This is a genomic window from Polyangium sp. y55x31 (assembly GCF_029946505.1).
Lineage (GTDB): Bacteria > Myxococcota_A > Polyangia > Polyangiales > Polyangiaceae > Polyangium.
Window position 1 is genome coordinate 41284 of the sequence record NZ_JARZHG010000057.1, and the last position, 18279, is coordinate 59562.

The window sequence follows — 18279 nt, forward strand, 5'->3', positions numbered from 1 at the left end:
CTGAAATAGGTTTCTCCCGGACGAGACCCGTTCGTCCTGGAAAGGAGGCATTCGTGTTCGAATCGGCCATGGGCCGGTACGAGGGCGCTCGTCCGCACCTCGGCACCGGAGCCATTCTCTCCATTGCCGCGCACGCGCTGGCGGCGGTCATCGTGTTCGCGATTCCCGGCAAGAAGGCCGCGTCGAACGAGGACGCGCCGGTCGTGGTGTTTCAGGTCCCGCCCAAGCCCGCGGCTTTGCTGGGCTCGCCGGGCCCCGCGGCGCCCAAACCTCAGGCGGCCCCGCCGAAGACGCCCCGGCCCAAACGACCGCAGGTGCCGATCCTGACGAACGAGCCGCCGAAGCCCGAGCCGACCGAGCCCGAACCGACGGACGAGCCGCCCGCCGCCGCGGCCGGGGATGGGGCGACGGCGCCGGACGGCACGGGCAATGGCGGGGATTCGAATGGCAAGCCCGACGGCGTGCTCGGCGGCGATCCGAACGGCACGGGGACCACGCCGCCGCCCCCGGAGCCGCCGCCGACGAACACCACGCTGAGCTGGACCTCCGACATGGGCCGCCCGGTCCTCGTCGCGGGCCCGGCGCAACCACCCTACCCGAGCGACGCGATGCGCCAGCGGGTCGAAGGGAACGTCATCGCGCAATGCGTCATCACCACGGAAGGCCGGCTGCGGGATTGCCGCATCCTCAAAGGGCACCCGTTCCTCGACCCCGCGGTGAACGCGACGCTCGCGCAGCAGCGCTACAGCCCGGTGACGTACGGCGGCCGGCCCGTCAGCGTACGTTACATTCTCACGTTCAAATTCAAGCTGCAGTGACGCGTGTTGGATCGTTTTGACTGATGCACGGAGGATCCACCCTGGATCGCACCTGACCCAATCCAGATCACCATCACGCGAGGCTGTTGCAGCCTCAATGGCTTGTTCCAGGCGCAACGCGTCATTCGACCCTCTGGCATGAACGATGCCATTCGGATAGGATGAGGGCCTGAACATGCGCTGGAACATTGGCTTGGGGGTTCGGTTCGGTCGGGCGGCGGCGTTCGGCGCGGCGATGTTCGCGTCAGCCTCCTTCATGGGCTGCGGCGGCGAGTCGCCGAACCAGCTCGCGGCGGCCGAGGAGACGTCGACGTCCTCGGCCAATGGTTACACCGACACGTACACGCAGACGAAATACCCCATCGTGCTTTGCCACGGCATGGCGGGCTTCGACGAGCTGTTCGGCGTCCTGGACTATTTCCACGGCATCGAGTCGTCGCTCGCGTCGGGCGGCGCGCGTGTCTTCGTGACGCAGGTGCCCGCCTTCTCGTCCACCGAGGCGCGTGGCGAGGAGCTGCTCCAGCAGGTCGAGGAGATCGTCGCGGCCACGGGCTCGAAGAAGGTGAACCTCATCGGCCATAGCCACGGCGGCCTCGACATCCGGTACGTCGCCACCGTGCGGCCCGACCTCGTCGCCAGCGTGACGAGCGTGGGCTCGCCGCACCACGGCGCCGACCTCGCCGATTTCCTCCGCGACAACATGACCGAGGGGGGCTTCTCCGAGGCCGTGCTTTCGCTCTTCGCGAACTCGCTCGGGACGATCCTCGGCCTGCTCTCCGGCCAGACGAGCCCGCAGGACTCCGTGGCCGCGCTGGAGTCGCTCTCGTCCGACGGCGCCGCGACGTACAACGCGACCTACGGCGCGGGCCTGCCGGCCGCGTGGTGCGGCGAGGGCGCGCACGAGGTGAACGGGATCAAGTATTTCTCGTGGTCCGGCACCTCGAAGGTGACGAACGTGCTCGACGTCTCCGATTATCCGATGGGCCTCACGGGCATCATCTACGACGACGCGAACGACGGGCTCGTCGGGCGCTGCAGCTCGCACCTCGGCGACGTCATCCGCGACGATTACAAGATGAACCACCTCGACGAGGTGAACCAGCTCTTCGGCATCACGGCGCCGTTCCAGACGAGCCCGAAGTCGGTCTTCCGCGCCCACGCGAACCGCCTGAAGAACGCCGGCCTCTGACGAACATCGGATGGCGAAGATGCGCGTGAACCGCCGCCGCATCGCCACGGGGTTCGCCCTCGTCACGCTCATCGCCGCCGTCGGAATCGGCGTGTGGAGGCGCGGCGGGGACGAACCCTCGCGCGCGGCGGAGACGACGGCGGAGACGCGCGGCGGCGGCCCGAAGAGCGCGACCAACCGAAACGCTTCGGCGAAGTCGGATCGAGGCGCCGCGACGAACGTCGATACCCGCGAGAAGAGCCCATTCCAGGAAAAGGCCCGCTCGCTCCGCGGCACGGACGAGGACGGCGCGTTGCGTGTCGGGCCCGATGGATCCCTCCTCCTCGGGCCGGAGATCCTGCGCCTCTTCGATTACTACTTCACCACCGAGGGCGAGGAGGGCGACGAGACGATCCGCGCGCGGATCCTCGCCGCCATTCGCGAGCGCGTCGACGGCCCGGCGGCTCTTCAGGCCGCGGCGCTGCTCGATCAATACCTCGCGTATCGCAAAGACAAGGATGGGCTCGTGCTGCCGAAGGCCGAGGAGGCCGAGGAGGCGGCGCGGCTCGACGCGCTGAAAAAGCTCAGGCGCAAGCATTTCGGCGAGGAGACGGCGGACGCGCTCTTCGGCGACGAGGAGCGCGAAGGCGAGGTGGCCGCGGAGGCGAGTCGGATTCGTCAGGACGAGGCGCTGACGGCCGAGCAGCGCGAGCAAAAGATCGCCGAGCTCGAAGCGAGCTTGCCGAAAGGAGCACGCGAGGCGCGGCAAGCCGCGACGCTGCCGCTCCGCGCGCGCGCCGAGGTGGACGCGATGCGCGCGGAAGGCGCGACGGACGAGGACGTGTACACGAAGCGCGTCGAGACGCTCGGCGTGGAGGCGGCCGACAGGCTGGCCGAGCTCGACGCAGAGCGCGCGGCGTGGAAGGCGCGCATCGAGGCGTTCCGCAAGGAGCGCGACGCGCTCGCGGCGAAGACCGAGGACGAGCCCGCGTTCAAGGCGGCCGAGCAAGCGCTGCTCGATCGCTCGTTCACGCCGCTCGAACAGCGCCGGGTGCGGGCGACGCTCGCCATGTCGAAGTGAACGCCGAGCACCTTGCGCGTCGGGTTCCGCGCTGGTACGCGGGGCCTTCGATGCAAGGGCGTGTGCTCATCGTGGCTGGCTCGGACTCGGGCGGCGGGGCGGGAATCCAGGCGGATCTGAAGGCCGTGACGGCGCTCGGCGCCTTCGGAGCGACCGCGATCACGGCGCTCACCGCGCAGAACACGCGCGGCGTCTTCGGGGTTTTTCCGGTCCCGCCCGACTTCCTCGCGCAGCAGATGAGCCTCGTCCTGGAGGACATCGGCGCGGACGCGATCAAGACCGGCATGCTCCATTCGGCCGAGGTCATCGGCGTCGTCGCCGACGTGCACGCGCGCCTCGCGAAGGACGTGCCGCTCGTCGTCGATCCGGTGATGGTGGCGAAGGGCGGCGCGCCGCTCCTGCTCCCGGAGGCGCGCGAAGCGCTCGTCGGCCGGCTTTTGCCGCGCGCGGCGCTGATCACGCCGAACCTGCCGGAGGCCGAGGTTCTTTCAGGTCAAACGATCGACTCGGTCGCGGCGATGCGGCGCGTGGCCGAGGCGCTGCTCGCGTTCGGGCCGAAGGCGGTGCTCTTGAAGGGCGGGCACCTCGAAGGGCCGAAGGTCACGGACGTGCTCGTGACGGCGGAGGGAGAGCGGATCTTCGAGGACGATCGCATCGAGACCACCTCGACGCACGGGACGGGATGCACGCTGGCCTCGGCGATCGCCGCGGGGATCGCGCAGGGGCTCGACGTGACCGCGGCCATCACGCGGGCGCGGCGGTACCTGCGGCTCGCGATTGCGCAGGCGCCGGGGCTCGGGCATGGGCACGGCCCCCTGAATCACGCGGTGACGGTCCGGCCGTTCGACTGACTATTCGGGGATCGGCGGCTCCGAGAAGCAGCCGATCGTCGTGTCGATCCGGAAGTTCGATTCGCTCGTGTGCCGCTCGGCGAAGAAGAAATCGAGCGGATACGTCTTGCCCTTCTCGATGCCGAGCTCGGCCGCGCGCGCGTCGAGGTCCACCGTGGCGGTCTGCGCCCCGTGCACGCCGCCGAGGTCGATGACCTTCTTGCCGTTGATGAACGTGAAGAGGTCGTCGTCGCCCGTGAACGTGAAGATCTCGCCGCCCTCGTAGATGAACTGCGTCCGCAGCTCGAGGGTGAAATGGTAATTGTGGGTGTTGAACTCGTTGCCGAAGCCCTGGCCGTCAATGGGGAAAAACGCCGAGTTGTTGTACGTGTAGGTCCCGCCGCCCATGGCCATGAGCGGGATCTCGACCGGGATCGCGATGTTCACGCCCTCGACGTCGTTGTACCACTGGTCGAAATTCGCCTTGCCCGTCGTCGTCGGCGTCGTGGGGTTGCCCGCATAAACGGGTTTTCCGTCCGCGCCCAGCTCGTTCGTGACGATGCCCTTATCGTCTCCGAGGAAATCCTCGAAATCCGGGTGCGCGACCTGGAAATCGCGCACGGTGGCCTTGAGGATGGGATTGCAGTTCGGCCCGCCGCCGCCCGCGCCTCCGCCCGCGCCGCCGACGCCCGAGGGGAAAAGGTCGCCGCCTTCGCCGCCCATGCCGCCCTGGCCCATGCCGCCCTGGCCGCCTTGCCCCGAAGCGCCGCTTCCGCTCCCGCCTGCGCCCGACCCTCCAAGGCCGCCCGTGGCGCCCGTGCCGCTCTCCCCGCACGCGGTCGTCGCGCCGAGGAGGCCCATGATCGAAAGGACGAGCGCAAAACGCCCGATCCGGCCCGCGTGTCGTGTCTTCGTCATGGATGGGATGCTATCCGCGCTTCGCGGGCCGTGTCACGCCAGAGCAAACGCGGAGGCCGTGCTCAAGTCGCCGAAACGAGCCCGATCGGGCAGCTCACGCCGGTGCCGCCGATGCCGCAGTAACCGTCGGGGTTCTTGGCGAGGTACTGCTGGTGATACTCTTCGGCGTAATAGAACTCGGGCGCTTCGAGGATCTCGGTCGTGATGTCCCCGTGCCCCGCGGCCTTGAGCGCCCTCTGGTAGGCGACGCGCGAGCGCTCGGCGGCCATTTTTTGCAGGAGGCCGAAGCAATAAATGCCCGAGCGATACTGCGTGCCGACGTCGTTGCCCTGGCGCATGCCCTGGGTCGGGTCGTGGTTCTCCCAAAAGACCGCGAGCAGCGCCTCGTACGAGACTTTCGCGGGCTCGAAGACGACGAGCACGACCTCGTTGTGGCCGGTGAGGCCGGTGCAGACCTCTTCGTAGGTGGGGTTCGGCGTGATCCCGGCGGCGTATCCGACGGCCGTGGAGTAGACGCCCTTCGTTTGCCAGAACTTGCGCTCCGCGCCCCAGAAGCACCCGAGCCCGAACATCGCCTGCTCGGTGCCCTCGGGGAACGGGGGCACGATCCGCGCGCCGTTCACGAAGTGGCGCTCGGGCACGCGCATCCGAGCGCTCCGCCCAGGGAGGGCCTGCTCCTTCGTGGGCATCTGCAGCTTGCGAGGGTCGACCTTGAAGAACATGGGCGTATCTTGGTGCGGAAGGCTCCGCGCGGCAAGATACGCCCGTCCGCCGAGCGTGGTCGGCTCAGCTCGGATCGGCCACGCGGCCGACGAAGAGCACGGACTTCGTCGCGATGTCGCGGATGAAGAACAGGAAGGGCTTGTCGAACGTGATCGCCGCGGGCTCGGGCGCGCTCGTCTCGCCCACGATCACCGCGGTCGCGGCCGCCGCCTCGGTCCCGGCCTCGTTCACCGAGACGAACGACTGGTGAATCACGTCCGAGATCGCGAGCCCGCCCGTCCCATTGATGCCCGAGAAATCCGCGCCGCCCGTGAATGCGATGCCCATGCCGAGGGCGTCGAGCGGCTTGACCAGGCTGAACTTCGACTCGAACTTGAACTTGGGCAAACGCGTGTCGACGCTGTGCTCCGAGAGCGCGCCCACGACCTCGCTCAAACGGGCCGCGTCGAGGCTGCTCTCGAACGCGTCGAGATCGTCCGGCAGGACGAGCACCATCGAGAGCTCGTCGCCGTCGTACGGCAGCTCCACGGCCGCGTAATCCGCGCCCTTGCCATACGGCGCCTCGATGTAGCCCTGCATCATGGGCACGGTGACCGTGGCGCCGTCGTCCGTCGTGAACGAGGCGTTTTGCGTGTTCTCCTCCTCGAACGGCGTCCGCCAGGCCGCATTGAAGTACACGGCGTTCGTCAGGACGAGCCGCGTGCTCGCGTCGATGGAGTCGGGCGCGAGGATGTCCTTGATCTTGCCCTCGGTCTTCTTCTCGACCCAGCCGTTGATCAGCGAGAGGGCCTGATCCTGCGCCTCGACGAAATCGACGATGTTCATGCCGGCGCCGTAATTGAGGGCGAGCACGTCGAGGAACGACGCCTCGAAGGGATACTTCACCTGACCCCAGACCGCGTTCGCGACGTTGAGCCGGAAGCCCTGGCCGTCCGAGCCCTTCGCGTCCTTGCCGCGGCTCGCGAGCGCGAGGTCGAGCGCGTTGAACGCCGGATGAAGCTGCGCCTGCGGCAGGGTGAAGTGCAGGGCCTTCGCCATGTCCGTCTCGGTTTGTCCGCGGGCGCCGGCCCAGGTCATCGCGAGCGCGCTCGAGATCGAGTGCGGGGAATAGAAGAGGTTTCCGGGCTCGCTGCGGAGCGCCTTGTACATGTCGGCGGCGAACGCCGTGTTGCCGTCGACGAGCGCGTCGAGGTCGGCGCTGGGGACGTTCGGGCTCGTGATGCGCTGCGCGCCGGAGGTCACGACGCAGCCGGGGGTGTTCGGGTCGTGGCAATCGCCGGTATTGTTGGCCCCCGGCGGCTCGGGCGGCGCCGACGAGCTGCAAGCGAGAGCGGAGAGGGAGAGAAGCAGGGAAAGGACAGGTAGTGTTCTCATGCCGGCGCATCAGAGCAATCGGCATGCCGCAAGGCATTTTCCGCCCTTTCGCGGCGCGCGCGCCGAAAGCACGGCAGCGGTGTCGGAGAGCGGCTCAGGGTGGCACGGGGGCCGCGAATCACGCCGACGGAGGCGCCACGCGCTCGGCGGTCCACGGCCGAGACCTCCTCGCCACGCGGGCCGATGCGCGCGCGGACCGGCCTCTCGCTCCGTCGCCACGCGCGACGAAAATGATCGGCCCTGAAAAACATACAGCCCCGGGCTCCCCATGAGCCGCGGGGCCGGATCGCCGAGCGGGAAAAATCGCGATCGATGTCATGGAAGCCCGCCCCGCTCGTCTCGTCAACTCGATTTCGACCAATGCAATTCTTTTGGCCCATCACTCCCGTTCGCGTTATCGCCCCGGGCGGAGCGCCCCTCGGACGTCTTCGGTCCTTCGCGCGACGCAGCAGCATTCGTTAGCGTGTAATGCGTCTCGCCCCGCGTCGCCGTGGTGCCGAGGGTGGTCATTCCGGAGCGCAGCTCCTACACGTCGAAGCACGATACGAGCGTCGCGCGCGAAGGCCGGTCCCTGGTAAGGTGGGGGCTCCCATGAAAAAGGCTGAAATCGATGCCCTCGTGCATGCTCATCGCGGAAGCGCCCGCGCCGTGGCCTTCTTGCACGTCCTCCGGCAAGCGTCGCTCACGCCGGACGATCACGGCTTCCTCGCCGAGCACGCGCACGAGCTCACGTCCGCGGATCTCCTTCGCTGGCGCGCGCGCTCCTCGCACGTCGAGCGCACGCCCATCCTCGTCGCGCTCGCGAAGCTCTGCGAGGACAAACCCGCCGAGTTCGAGCACGAGGTGCTGAACGCGCCCGGGTTCTCCTTCGAGGATCGGGAATGGGAGACGCTCGCCGACCTCGTCCGCGGAAAGGTCCCGCCCGCGTTGCAAGCGCGTATCGAGCGCAGGGAAACGAAAGCACCCGCGCCCGCGGTCGCCCTGTTCGCGCCCTCGGACGAACCCGTCGATCTCGCGTCGATGTTCGACCTCGACGACGCGACCGCGCCGGATGCTTCGGCCTCGAAACAAAGTGACGGCGCCTTCTTCGGCGGCGACTCGCTCGGTGATGAGCTCGGGCTCGATCTCGGCGGCGACGAGGGTGATCCGCTCTTCGCCGATCCGTTCGCGGGGCTCACCGTCGAAGACGCGTTCGAGAAGGTGAAGACCGGGACGAACGGCGACGAGCGCGCGATGCTGCTCGATTGGCTCGCGGCGCAAGGCGCCTCTGCCGAGCGGCTGATGAGCGCCGCGCTCGCCTCGCTGCATCAGGGGCCCGTGGCCTCGCCCGTGGTCGCGTGGATCAGCAAGCGGCTCGGCTCGAAAGCGGACTGGGAGACGAACGGACACGCCCTCTTTCTGGCGCTCGTCCAAAGGCGCGCTTTCCCGGAGCTGCAGGAGCTCGTGGCGCAAGCCGCAGGGAGCTCCCCGGAGCATACCGAAGCGCGGGTCGCGACATTCGGCCACGTGCTCATCGACGCCGGGCGGGACGCGATCAAAGAAAAAGACGAGGCGCGCGCGGCTGCGATGCTCGCGGCGCTGTCGGCGCTCGATGCGACCGACGAGACGCGCAAAAGGTTCGGCGCGCTCGAACAAGCGCTCCACGAGGCGAACGCCTCGGCGTACCTCGTGACGCTCGTCGACCTCGTGATCGAGCACGCCCGTGCACACCGGGAAAACCCGACGGAGGGCATGATCGCCGCCGTGCACACCCTCTCGGACGCGCTCGGCTCGTAAGCCCGATCAACGCTTCTTCGTGGACTTCGGCTTCGGCGGGTCCACCGCTTTGCCCGCCCTTGCTTCGTTCTTCGGCGCCTTCTCCGGGGAACGGATTCGCACGGGCACGACGACCCAGTCGTTCGGCTTCAAGAGCTCCTTCGAGATCCATCCGACGGGCGCGTTCTTCGCGGTCGTCTCGACGAACGCGTACTCGCGGCCCTGGTAGCGGATCTTCTCGCCCTGCGCGGGCACGGCGACGCCGAGCATCGCGTGCCTGTGGGCATTCGAGTTCAGGAGCACGCTGTCGACGCCGATCGCGTCGAGCAGCATGTGCAAAAGGAGCGCCTTCGAATCGCAGTCGCCTTTCTTCGCCGAAGCCACGAGCGCCGGCGGCATGAGGCCGAACGGGCGATCCTTGGGGATCTCGTAAGGGATCGTCTGGACGAACGAGGCCATGAGCTCGACGGCGTCGAGCGTGCCGAGCTTCGCCTCCTGGATGCGCGCCTTGAAACGCGCGGCGAGCGGATCGACGTCGGGTTTGCTGCGCTCCGCGAGCGACTCGAAGATGCACTGCATGCTCGCGTCGCAGCCCGGCGGCGGCACCCACTTGAACGCGCCGTCGCCCGCGTCCTGGTATTTGAGGCGCACCGCGAGCTCGCGGTGCGCCGCATCGACGTCGCGCTGCTCGTCCGCGCCGAGCGCGTAACCGGCGCGATAAACGGGCGGTTCGAGCCGACGATCCCGCCACGCATACTTCGTCGCGCCGGACGCGGGCGTCTTTTCGGGATACACCGCGACGCCGAGATCGACGCCCGGCGTGTCCTCGGACGGCTCTTCGTCTCCGCTTTGCGAGAGCAGCTCGGCGAGGTCGCCGAGGTTGCAGCAGCAGCCCGCGACGAACAGGCACGCGGTCGCTCCGAGCGCGAGGATCGTTCGACCGTTCATGACGGCGCCATCACCTCGTCGCGCGCGAGCTCGGGCAACGGCAACAGGCCGTCGAGGGCGGTCTCGAGGCCCGGCGCGGCCACGAGCGCGATCACCACCATCACCGCGCCGAGCACGAGCGCGGGCGCGAGGTTGCCCTTGCGGATCTCGGCAAGCTCGTCCACGCCGCGCGTGAGCCGGACGAAGAGGAACGTGCCCACCGCGAGCGCGGCCGCGCCCACCGCGAGCGAGAGCGCGACGTGCGCGAGGCCGTAAAACGCGAACTTGCCGAGCATCACGGGCGCGAGCTTCTGGCCGCGGTACATGAGGTCCATCGCGGCGAACGTCGCCGACACCGCGTGCTGCGCGAGGAGCCCGAGCGAGAGCAGGCCCGCGGCCGAGATGATGGCGACGCCCGCGTTGCCCTTCGCGAGCTCCTCGTCGATCTCCCCGAGGCGCAAGAGCCGCCCGAGCACGCGCGAGCCGAGCCACACGCCGAGGGCGCCGACGAGGATGCCGAAGAAAATCTTGCCGAGCCCGATCAGGAAGAGGGCGACGTTCACGGCGCGAGCGTAGCGGAATCAAAAGGCCCTCGAAACCGGCGAACGAGCCGAAGGGCCGAGGGCCGGACACCACGGAAAGCGCTGGAGTCTCGCTTCTCGTCCTCCGAGGGCTCGTTCTCTCGCGCCTCCGGGCCCACAGGTGCGTGTTTCGTGGCGAACTCGTCCGGATGTCGCGCGCCGAGCGTTGCGCGAGCCGAGAGGGGATCGTAGGTAGCAAGGACGAAGAAGTCCCCAGAGGAGGCGCGCGCGCCGCGAGAGCACCGAACATGCCTGAATCTCACGAAAATCCGCTGCTCGGCCTCGGCTACGAAATCCCCTTCGATCGCATCCGCGGCGAGCACGTCGAGCCCGCCGTCAAAGCGCTCCTCGCCGACGCGAAGGCGCGACTCGATGCCCTCGCGGCGGAGCCGGGCCCCCGCACGTACGAGAACACCATCACCGCGCTCGAACGGGTGACGGAGCAGCTCGATTTCGTGATGGGCGTGGTCGGACACCTGGAATCCGTGGCGACGACGCCCGAGCTCCGCGCCGCGTACTCCGCGGTGCAGCCCGAGGTGAGCGAGTTCTTCAGCGGCATCGCGCTCTCGGAGCCCGTGTGGAACGCGCTCAAGGCCTTCGCCGCGACGGACGAGGCGAAGGCGCTCACGGGGACACGCAAGCGGCTGCTCGACAAGACGATCGCCGATTTCAAGCGCAGCGGCGCGGACCTCGATCCCGAGGGGAAGAAGCGGCTCGCGGAGATCGACGTGGAGCTCGCGCAGCTCACGCTTCGTTACGGGCAGAACGTGCTCGATTCGACGAACGCGTTCGAGCTCGTGCTCGGCGAGCCCGAGAAGCTCGCGGGCCTGCCGGAAGGCGCGGTGCTCGCGGCGAAGGCGAGCGCGGAGGCGAAGGGTCTTTCGGGGTACCGCTTCACGATGCAGGCGCCGAGCTACCTGCCCGTGATGACGTACCTCGACGATCGCTCGATCCGCGAGCGCATGTACCGCGCGTACGCCACGCGCGCGACGGAGGAGCCCTGGGACAACCGGCCGCTCGTGCAGCGGATCCTCGTGCTCCGGCGCGAGAAGGCGCGCCTGCTCGGCTTCGAGAGCTTCGCCGACCTCGTGCTCGAAGATCGCATGGCGAAGTCGGGTCACGCCGCGCGCACGTTCGTGCAGACGCTCCGCGACAAGACGCAGGTGTACTTCGATCGCGAGAACACCGAGCTCGAAGCGTTCCGCAAGGAGCTCGAAGGACCCGACGCGCCGCCGATCGAGCCTTGGGACGTCGCGTATTACGCCGAGAAGCTCCGTCGCGCGCGGTACGACTTCGACGAGGAGTCGCTCCGTCCCTACTTCTCCGCGGAGAGGGCGCTCGAAGGCGTCTTCGCGATCGCCTCGGCGCTCTACGGCGTGCGCATCGAGCCTTCGCCCGAGACGAAGGCCTGGCACGAGACCGTCTCGACGTACCGCATCGTGGAGCCGAAGGGACACGCGAGCTCGGTGTTTTACGTGGATCTCTGGCCGCGCGAGTCGAAGCGCGACGGCGCGTGGATGCAGGGCCTCGTGACGGGCGTCGCAGAGGCCCAGGCGCCGGCCTCGCACGTGGAGGTCCTCGCGGGCAACCTGACGCCGCCGATCGGCGATCGTCCCGCGCTCCTCAACCACCGCGAGGTCGAGACGCTCTTCCACGAGTTCGGCCACCTCATGCACCACGCGTCGAGCTGCGTGGAGGTGCGCACGCTGGCCGGGACGAACGTGGCGTGGGACTTCGTCGAGCTGCCCTCGCAGATCATGGAGAACTGGTGCTGGGAGAAAGAGGCGCTCGACCTCTTCGCGCGGCACCACGAGACGAACGAGCCGATCCCGGCGCCGCTGCTCGAGCGCATGCGGGCGGCGCGCACGTTCCGCGCGGCGAACGCGATGATGCGGCAGCTCGGCTTCGCCGAGGTCGATCTCGCGCTGCACGTGGACTGGGATCCGGCGCGCGACGGCGATCCCACCACGTACGGCCGCGAGATCCTCTCGCGCCACTCGCCCGCGAGGCTGCCCGGCGATCACGCGATGATCGCCTCGTTCTCGCACCTCTTCTCGAGCCCGGTCGGGTATGCCGCGGGGTATTACTCGTACAAGTGGGCCGAGGTGCTCGATGCCGACGCATTCTCGCGGTTCAAGCGCGAGGGGCTGTTCAGCCGGGAGGTCGGCGAGGCCTTCCGATCCGAGATCCTCGCGCGAGGCGACAGCGAGGATCCGATGGTCCTTTACCGGCGCTTCATGGGGCGCGAACCAACCCTGGAGGCGCTGCTCGAACGCGACGGCCTCATCGCGTCCGGGACGGCGGTGGCCGTTTGATGAGCGAAAAGAACGTCACGAAGAAGCAGTCCGACAAGGTCATCCGCGCCATGACGAACGACGGCGCGTTCCGGGTCATCTCCGCGCTCACCACCGAGACGGTGCGCGGCGCGATCGCCTCGCAAGGAGCGAAGGGCGCGGTGGCGAGCCGCTTCGGCGAGCTCGTCACGGGGGCGGCGCTGATCCGCGAGGCGATGAGCCCGAACCTGCGCGTCCAGAGCATCCTGAAGGGCGCGGGCGGCAAGGGCAGCATCGTGGCCGACGCGCACCCGGACGGCACGAACCGCGGCCTCGTGGGCTTCAGCGGCGAGACGGGCGACGACATGGTGGGCGGCAAGGGCGCGCTGCTCAAGATGATGCGGACGCTGCCGAACGGCGCCCTGCATCAGGGCATCGTGGAGGTCTCGTTCGACGGGCCGGACGGCGGGATTTCGGGGGCGCTCATGGCGTACATGCAGCACTCCGAGCAGATCGTCTCCACGATCGCCGTGTCCACGTTGCTCGAAGGGGACGAGGTCGTGGCGGCTGGCGGCTACATCGTCGAGCTCTTGCCGGAGGTCGAGCGCGGGCCGCTCATGATCATGACGCAGAGGCTCGAAGACTTCCCGAAGCTCGACGACCTGCTCCGCAAAGGAGATCTCACGCCGAATGTGCTGATCGAGGAGCTCCTTTATGGCATGCCGTACACGCTGCTCGCGGAGTCGGACCTGCGGTATGCGTGCCATTGCAGCGAGCTCCGCGTCCTGTCGAGCCTCGCGACGCTCCCGCGCTCGGACATCGAGGATCTCCTCCGCGACAACAAGGTCCTCGAGATCACCTGCGATTATTGCCGCAAAGAATACGGCATTCAGCCTTCGCAATTGAAGGCTCTCCTCATGGCGAGCTGAACGGCCCTCGCATCGTCCCCGCCAAACCTCCGCCGTATCCGCCCCGGCCGCTCCCTCGTTCCGGCCCGCACGGCGCCGCGAATTCGCGATTCGCCGGCTTGACCATTCTTTGCTCGGATGCCACGCCTCCGGGTACGGGGGGCAACCAATGGATCTCTCTTCCCACGACCGCGAGGTCACGCGCGTCGCCAGCACCATTCGTGTACAAGCCAGCCGGGGCGGGCCCGTCCGTATCGACAAAGGCGGCGTCTCCCATTTCGTGCCCGTCCCGGGCGATCCCCGGGAGCGCGCCACGCCGATCGACGCCTCGCGCCTGCGGCGCGTGCTCACCATCGATCCGGAGCGCCGCATCTGCGTCGCCGAGCCCGGCGTCACGTTCGCCGAGCTTGTCCCGCGCACGCTCGAACACGGCCTCGTGCCCGCGGTCGTCCCCGAGCTCGAAGACATCACGCTCGGCGGCGCCGTCGCGGGCTGCTCGATCGAGTCGAGCTCCTATCGTCACGGAGGCTTCCACGATGGCTGCCTCGAATACGAAGTCATCTCCGGCGACGGCGAGATCGTCACCTGCTCGGCCGACAAGGAGCCGCTGCTCTTCGACATGATCCACGGCTCGTACGGCACGCTCGGCGTGCTGTCGCGCCTCACGTTCAAGCTCGTGCCGGCGAAGCGGTTCGTCCGGATGGAATACCGCCGCTTCGACCGCTTCGACGCCTTCAATGCGGCCATGGTGGAGCGCTGCCGCGCGGGCGATTTCGAGTTCGTCGACGGCATCGTGCACGGGCCACGCGACTTCGTGCTCTGCCTCGGCGCGTTCGTGGACGAGGCGCCGTTCACCTCGAACTATCGCTGGCTCGACGTCTATTACAAGAGCACCCTCGCGCGGACGGACGATTTCCTCACGACGCCCGATTATTTCTTCCGTTACGACGCCGAATGCCACTGGCTCAGCCGTACGGTGCCGGGGCTCGAGACGAAGCCCGTGCGCTGGCTCGTCGGCCGCCACGTGCTCGGCTCGCGCAACCTCATTCGATGGTCGAAGCGGCTCGATCGCGTGCTCGGCTTGAAGCCGCGCCCCGACGTCGTCTGCGACGTCTTCGTCCCGCAGCGGAACTTCGGCGCGTTCTACGCCTGGTACGAGCGTGAATTCGATTTCTGGCCGCTCTGGGTCGTCCCCTACCGCATGCCGCGCCCGTACCCGTGGATCCGCGAATCACACGCGAGGTACAAGGACGAGCTCTGGATCGACTGCGCGGTGTACGGCAAGCCCAATGACGACCCGATCGTCGACGCATCCGAGGTACTCGAACAGAAGACCTACGAGCTCGGCGGCGTGAAGACTCTGATCTCGCGCAACCATTACACCGAGGAGCGATTCTGGGAGATCTACGACCGCGAGCGTTACGAGGCCGCGAAGCGTAGGCTCGACCCGCATGGCGTCTTCCCCGGCCTCTACGAGAAGTGCCACCGCGTCCGCAAAAGCTGACGCTCCGCTCCTCCGTCCGCCGTGTTACGCTGGCCGGCGAAGGAGCTTGCCATGCTACCGTCTCGGACTCTTGCCGCTTGCCTCATAACGTTCGCCGGCCTCGCCGCGCTCGGATGCTCGGACGGAACGGAGACCCCTGCGGGGCCGCCGCCGCTCGCCGTCCCCGAGGGGTGTAACCCCATCGCATTCGAAAACGACTGCCTCCTGCCCTACCCGTCCGATTTCTACCTGAAGGACGACGCGGCCATGCCGAGCGGCAAGCGGGTCGTGATCCCCGAGGCCGCGCAGATGAAGGACAAGAACGAGAAGTCCTTCGATTTCACCGCATCGCACCCGATCGACGGGTTCTCGGCGCATCAGCCGATCCTCGTGCATTTCAAGGAGGGCGTGAGCACCGAGGGCGTCGTCTTCCACACGGACGAGCCCGAGAAGAGCCTCTCGCCCGAAAGCAAGGTGATCCTGCTCGACGCGGAGACGGGCAAACCCGTGCCGGTCTGGGCCGAGGTCGACATGAACACGCCCGAGCCCTCGGAGCGGGCCTTCATCCTTCGCCCATTCGTGCGGCTGGAAAACGACAAGCGATACATCGTCGCGCTCCAGGGGCTCGCGCCGGCATCGGACGCGGCCGCCGGGCCGCTGCTCGCGCCGCCCGAGGGGTTCAAGCGTATCCGGGACAAACAGACGACCTCCGATCCCGTGCTCGACCCCATCGCGAGCCGTTACGAAAAGGACGTCTTCCCTGCCCTCGTGGCCCATGGCGTCGATCGGAAGAAGCTCCAGCTCGCCTGGGATTTCACCACGGGCAGCGAGGAGATGAACACGCGTGACCTCCTCACGATGCGCGACGATCTCATCACGAAGCTCGAAGCGAATCCGCCGGCCGTGAGCAATGTCAAGGTCACGGAAACCACGCCCGCGGAAAACGAAAACATCTGGCTGCGGATCGAGGGCACGATCAAGGTGCCTCTCTACATGGAGAGCGTCGATCCGGGCGCGAAGATCCACCGGGACGCGAGCGGGAAGCCGGCGCAGAACGGCGACGCCGACGTGCCGTTCATTCTCCAGGTCCCGCATAGCCTGAAGCCCGCGGACGCGTCCTTCGAGCCGGCGCGTATTCTTCAGTACGGGCACGGCTTCTTCGGGCTCGCCGAGGAGATCAATTACGGCTTCATGCGCGGCTACGAGAACGAGCGCAAGTACATCGCGGCCGCGGTCGATCTCTGGGGCATGGCCGAGCCGGACATCGAGATCGTGCTGCAGAAGGCCTTCGACGATACCGGCAATGTCTTCGGATTCGTCGATCGCCTCCACCAGGGCATCATCAACTACATCGCCCTGACCTACGCCCTGAAGGGCCCGATCGCCGCGCTGCCCGAGCTCCAGCAATTCGGCAAGCCCCTCTACGACACGAACAAGCTCTTCTATTACGGGATCAGCCAGGGCTCGATCTTCGGCGTCACCATGCTGGCCCTGAACCCGATCCTCGATCGCGCCGCGCTCGGCGTCGGCGGCGGCCCGTACTCGCTCATGATGTCGCGCTCGGCGAGTTATCAGCAGCTCTACGGCGTGCTCCAGGGCCAGCTCCAGAACCCGCTCACCATCACGAAGCTGATGGCCCTGAGCCAGGGCACCTGGGACCGCGTCGACCCCATGACCTACGCGCCGCACCTCTTGAAGGATACCTACCCGAAGAGCCCCGCGAACCGGCATGTGCTCATGCAGATCGGGATCGGGGATCACTCGGTGAACAACCTCGCGAGCCACCTCGTCGCCCGCGCGACGGGCATTCCGCTGCTCGACCCCTCGCCGCGGCCGATCTGGGGCCTCGAGAGCACGACGGCGCCCGCGGACGACGCGCTCGTCGTGGTCGACTTCAAGCTCGCGACCGAGCCGGGGATCGAATGCAGATTGCCCGCGGAGTCCGAGAAGAACGACGTCCACGAGGGCGTGCGGCGCAACGCGAAGATCAAGGACCAGCTCGATCTGTTCTTCCAGCCGGACGGGCAGATCCAGAACACCTGCGACGGCGCCTGCGATCCCGAATAGCGGACCCATTGCGTCCGGTCTTCGTTTCGCGCTACGGTTCGTCGGCGCGCAGAGGAGGATCGGGCATGGCGACGTCGTACAGGACGAAGGCAACGACCACGAAGAAGACCCCCACCACGAAGAAGGCGCCCGCAAAGAAGGCGCCCGCGAAGACGGCGGCGGCTCCCGCGAAGAAAGCGGCAGCGACCAAGAAAGCCGCTCCCGCGAAGAAGGCCGCTCCCGCGAAGAAGGCCGCCGCGACCCCGAAAAAGGCCGCGGCGGCCCCCGCCACGGCCGCCACGGCCCCGGCGACGGGCAGCGGAGAGGCGGCGCCTTCCTTCTCGCTTCTCTCGGACGCGGGAACGACCGTGTCGCTCGCCGATTTCGCCGGCAAGCGCGTGGTCCTTTATTTCTACCCCAAGGACGACACGCCCGGGTGCACGCGCGAGGCGTGCGCGTTCCAGGACAACCTCGCGACGCTGCAGAAGAAGGGCGCCGTGGTGCTCGGCGTGAGCCGCGACGGCGTCAATTCGCACGTGAAGTTCAAGGCGAAATACAGCCTCGGCTTCCCGCTGCTCGCCGACACGGACGGCGCCGTGCACCGCGCGTACGGGGCGTGGGGGACGAAGACGAATTACGGCAGGACGTTCGAGGGCGCGCTGCGCACGACGGTGATCATCGACGAGCAGGGCCGGATCGCGAAGCGGTTCGCGAACGTGAAGGTCGACGGGCACGCCGATCAGGTGCTCGCGGCGCTCGCGGCGCTCTGAGCTTCACGTCACGCCTCGTTCGGAGGCTCCTCGGCGCCGGTTCGGGGACTTCGATCACGGGCTCGCCGGCTTGATGTGAAGGGGGAGGACTCCGATCACAGGCTCGCTGCCCTCGATCACGCGCTCGCCGACCTCGATCACGCGCTCGCCGACCTCGATCACGCGCTCGTCGTCTGCGATGTCGAAGGGAGAGGACTTCGATCACACGCTCGCCGGACCCCGATCACGGGCTCGCCCAACCTCGTTGTCTCCTCACGGCCTCGCCGGTGCGTGATAGGACGAAACCGAAGGCGCGCGCGGCGGCCCTCAAGCGTTACTGCTGATCGTCGCCCTCGGACACCGCGCCGACGAAGAGAGCCGCGCTCAGTAGGAACAGGTGAGGCGCGGCTCCAGGCGGCCGTAATGGTTCCAGCCCCAGTTGCTGTCCCAGTTGCCGTGGGATTCGGCCGCGACCTGGATGTCCCACGCGTTCTGCGCGCCATTCTGGTTGAACGCCCAGTAGAACTCATCTCATAAACCGTCGAGTAGGTCCATCGGCTCCAACATCCCACTTTGTAGGATCAATCGAACGAGGCTCGGTCCAGTCGTCGGTACATTTTTGATTGCTGACGACATATGCAGGTG

At 67.8% G+C, this 18279-nt stretch carries 15 protein-coding genes; 10 read left to right on the forward strand and 5 right to left on the reverse strand.

The features are described from left to right. Positions 1–53: 53 nt before the first annotated feature. The 4 genes from QHF84_RS47290 (at position 54) to thiD (ending at position 3918) form a co-directional block, all read left to right on the forward strand. Positions 54–818 carry an energy transducer TonB gene (locus QHF84_RS47290; RefSeq protein WP_281320237.1) on the forward strand — a complete coding sequence of 255 codons (765 nt, stop codon included), beginning with the start codon at positions 54–56 and terminating at the stop codon, positions 816–818. A gap of 175 nt (positions 819–993) precedes the next feature. Continuing rightward, positions 994–2007 carry a triacylglycerol lipase gene (locus QHF84_RS47295; RefSeq protein WP_281320238.1) on the forward strand — a complete coding sequence of 338 codons (1014 nt, stop codon included), beginning with the start codon at positions 994–996 and terminating at the stop codon, positions 2005–2007. 10 nt (positions 2008–2017) lie between these two features. After that, positions 2018–3067: a lipase secretion chaperone gene (locus tag QHF84_RS47300; protein WP_281320239.1), complete on the forward strand. Its 1050-nt coding sequence runs from the start codon at positions 2018–2020 to the stop codon at positions 3065–3067. Between the two features lie 50 nt (positions 3068–3117). Then, positions 3118–3918 carry a bifunctional hydroxymethylpyrimidine kinase/phosphomethylpyrimidine kinase gene (gene thiD / locus QHF84_RS47305; protein ID WP_281320240.1) on the forward strand — a complete coding sequence of 267 codons (801 nt, stop codon included), beginning with the start codon at positions 3118–3120 and terminating at the stop codon, positions 3916–3918. Here thiD and QHF84_RS47310 read toward each other — a convergent pair whose 3' ends face one another. The 3 genes from QHF84_RS47310 to QHF84_RS47320 all read right to left on the reverse strand — a co-directional run bounded on the left by QHF84_RS47310 (position 3919) and on the right by QHF84_RS47320 (position 6912). After that, complete coding sequence (locus QHF84_RS47310) at positions 3919–4815, reverse strand: fibro-slime domain-containing protein (RefSeq protein WP_281320241.1); 897 nt, start codon at positions 4813–4815, stop codon at positions 3919–3921. A 62-nt stretch (positions 4816–4877) separates the two neighbouring features. Further along, positions 4878–5537 carry a peptide-methionine (S)-S-oxide reductase MsrA gene (msrA, locus tag QHF84_RS47315; protein ID WP_281320242.1) on the reverse strand — a complete coding sequence of 220 codons (660 nt, stop codon included), beginning with the start codon at positions 5535–5537 and terminating at the stop codon, positions 4878–4880. Between the two features lie 64 nt (positions 5538–5601). Continuing rightward, positions 5602–6912, reverse strand: a complete 1311-nt coding sequence (locus QHF84_RS47320; protein WP_281320243.1) for a serpin family protein — start codon at positions 6910–6912, stop codon at positions 5602–5604. 591 nt (positions 6913–7503) lie between these two features. Between QHF84_RS47320 and QHF84_RS47325 the strand changes: the two genes are divergently transcribed. After that, positions 7504–8688 (forward strand): hypothetical protein, encoded by a 1185-nt coding sequence (locus QHF84_RS47325; RefSeq protein ID WP_281320244.1) that lies wholly within the window; start codon positions 7504–7506, stop codon positions 8686–8688. 6 nt (positions 8689–8694) lie between these two features. Here the strand turns inward: QHF84_RS47325 and QHF84_RS47330 are convergent, their stop codons facing one another. Next, positions 8695–9615, reverse strand: coding sequence for a hypothetical protein (locus QHF84_RS47330; protein ID WP_281320245.1), 921 nt, complete (start codon positions 9613–9615; stop codon positions 8695–8697). Beyond that, positions 9612–10157 carry a DUF350 domain-containing protein gene (locus QHF84_RS47335; protein ID WP_281320246.1) on the reverse strand — a complete coding sequence of 182 codons (546 nt, stop codon included), beginning with the start codon at positions 10155–10157 and terminating at the stop codon, positions 9612–9614. Before QHF84_RS47335 ends, QHF84_RS47330 begins: the two co-directional genes overlap by 4 nt. A gap of 266 nt (positions 10158–10423) precedes the next feature. Between QHF84_RS47335 and QHF84_RS47340 the strand changes: the two genes are divergently transcribed. The 5 genes from QHF84_RS47340 to bcp all read left to right on the forward strand — a co-directional run bounded on the left by QHF84_RS47340 (position 10424) and on the right by bcp (position 17655). Beyond that, complete coding sequence (locus QHF84_RS47340; protein WP_281320247.1) at positions 10424–12490, forward strand: M3 family metallopeptidase; 2067 nt, start codon at positions 10424–10426, stop codon at positions 12488–12490. Further along, positions 12490–13377: an Hsp33 family molecular chaperone HslO gene (locus tag QHF84_RS47345; RefSeq protein ID WP_281320248.1), complete on the forward strand. Its 888-nt coding sequence runs from the start codon at positions 12490–12492 to the stop codon at positions 13375–13377. The genes QHF84_RS47340 and QHF84_RS47345 overlap by 1 nt, the downstream gene beginning before the upstream one ends. A gap of 148 nt (positions 13378–13525) precedes the next feature. Continuing rightward, complete coding sequence (locus QHF84_RS47350) at positions 13526–14860, forward strand: FAD-binding oxidoreductase (protein WP_281320249.1); 1335 nt, start codon at positions 13526–13528, stop codon at positions 14858–14860. A 51-nt stretch (positions 14861–14911) separates the two neighbouring features. After that, entirely contained in the window at positions 14912–16906 is a 1995-nt protein-coding gene (locus QHF84_RS47355) for a hypothetical protein (RefSeq protein ID WP_281320250.1), read from the forward strand. Between the two features lie 65 nt (positions 16907–16971). Next, entirely contained in the window at positions 16972–17655 is a 684-nt protein-coding gene (gene bcp, locus QHF84_RS47360) for a thioredoxin-dependent thiol peroxidase (protein WP_281320251.1), read from the forward strand. Positions 17656–18279: the final 624 nt, after the last annotated feature.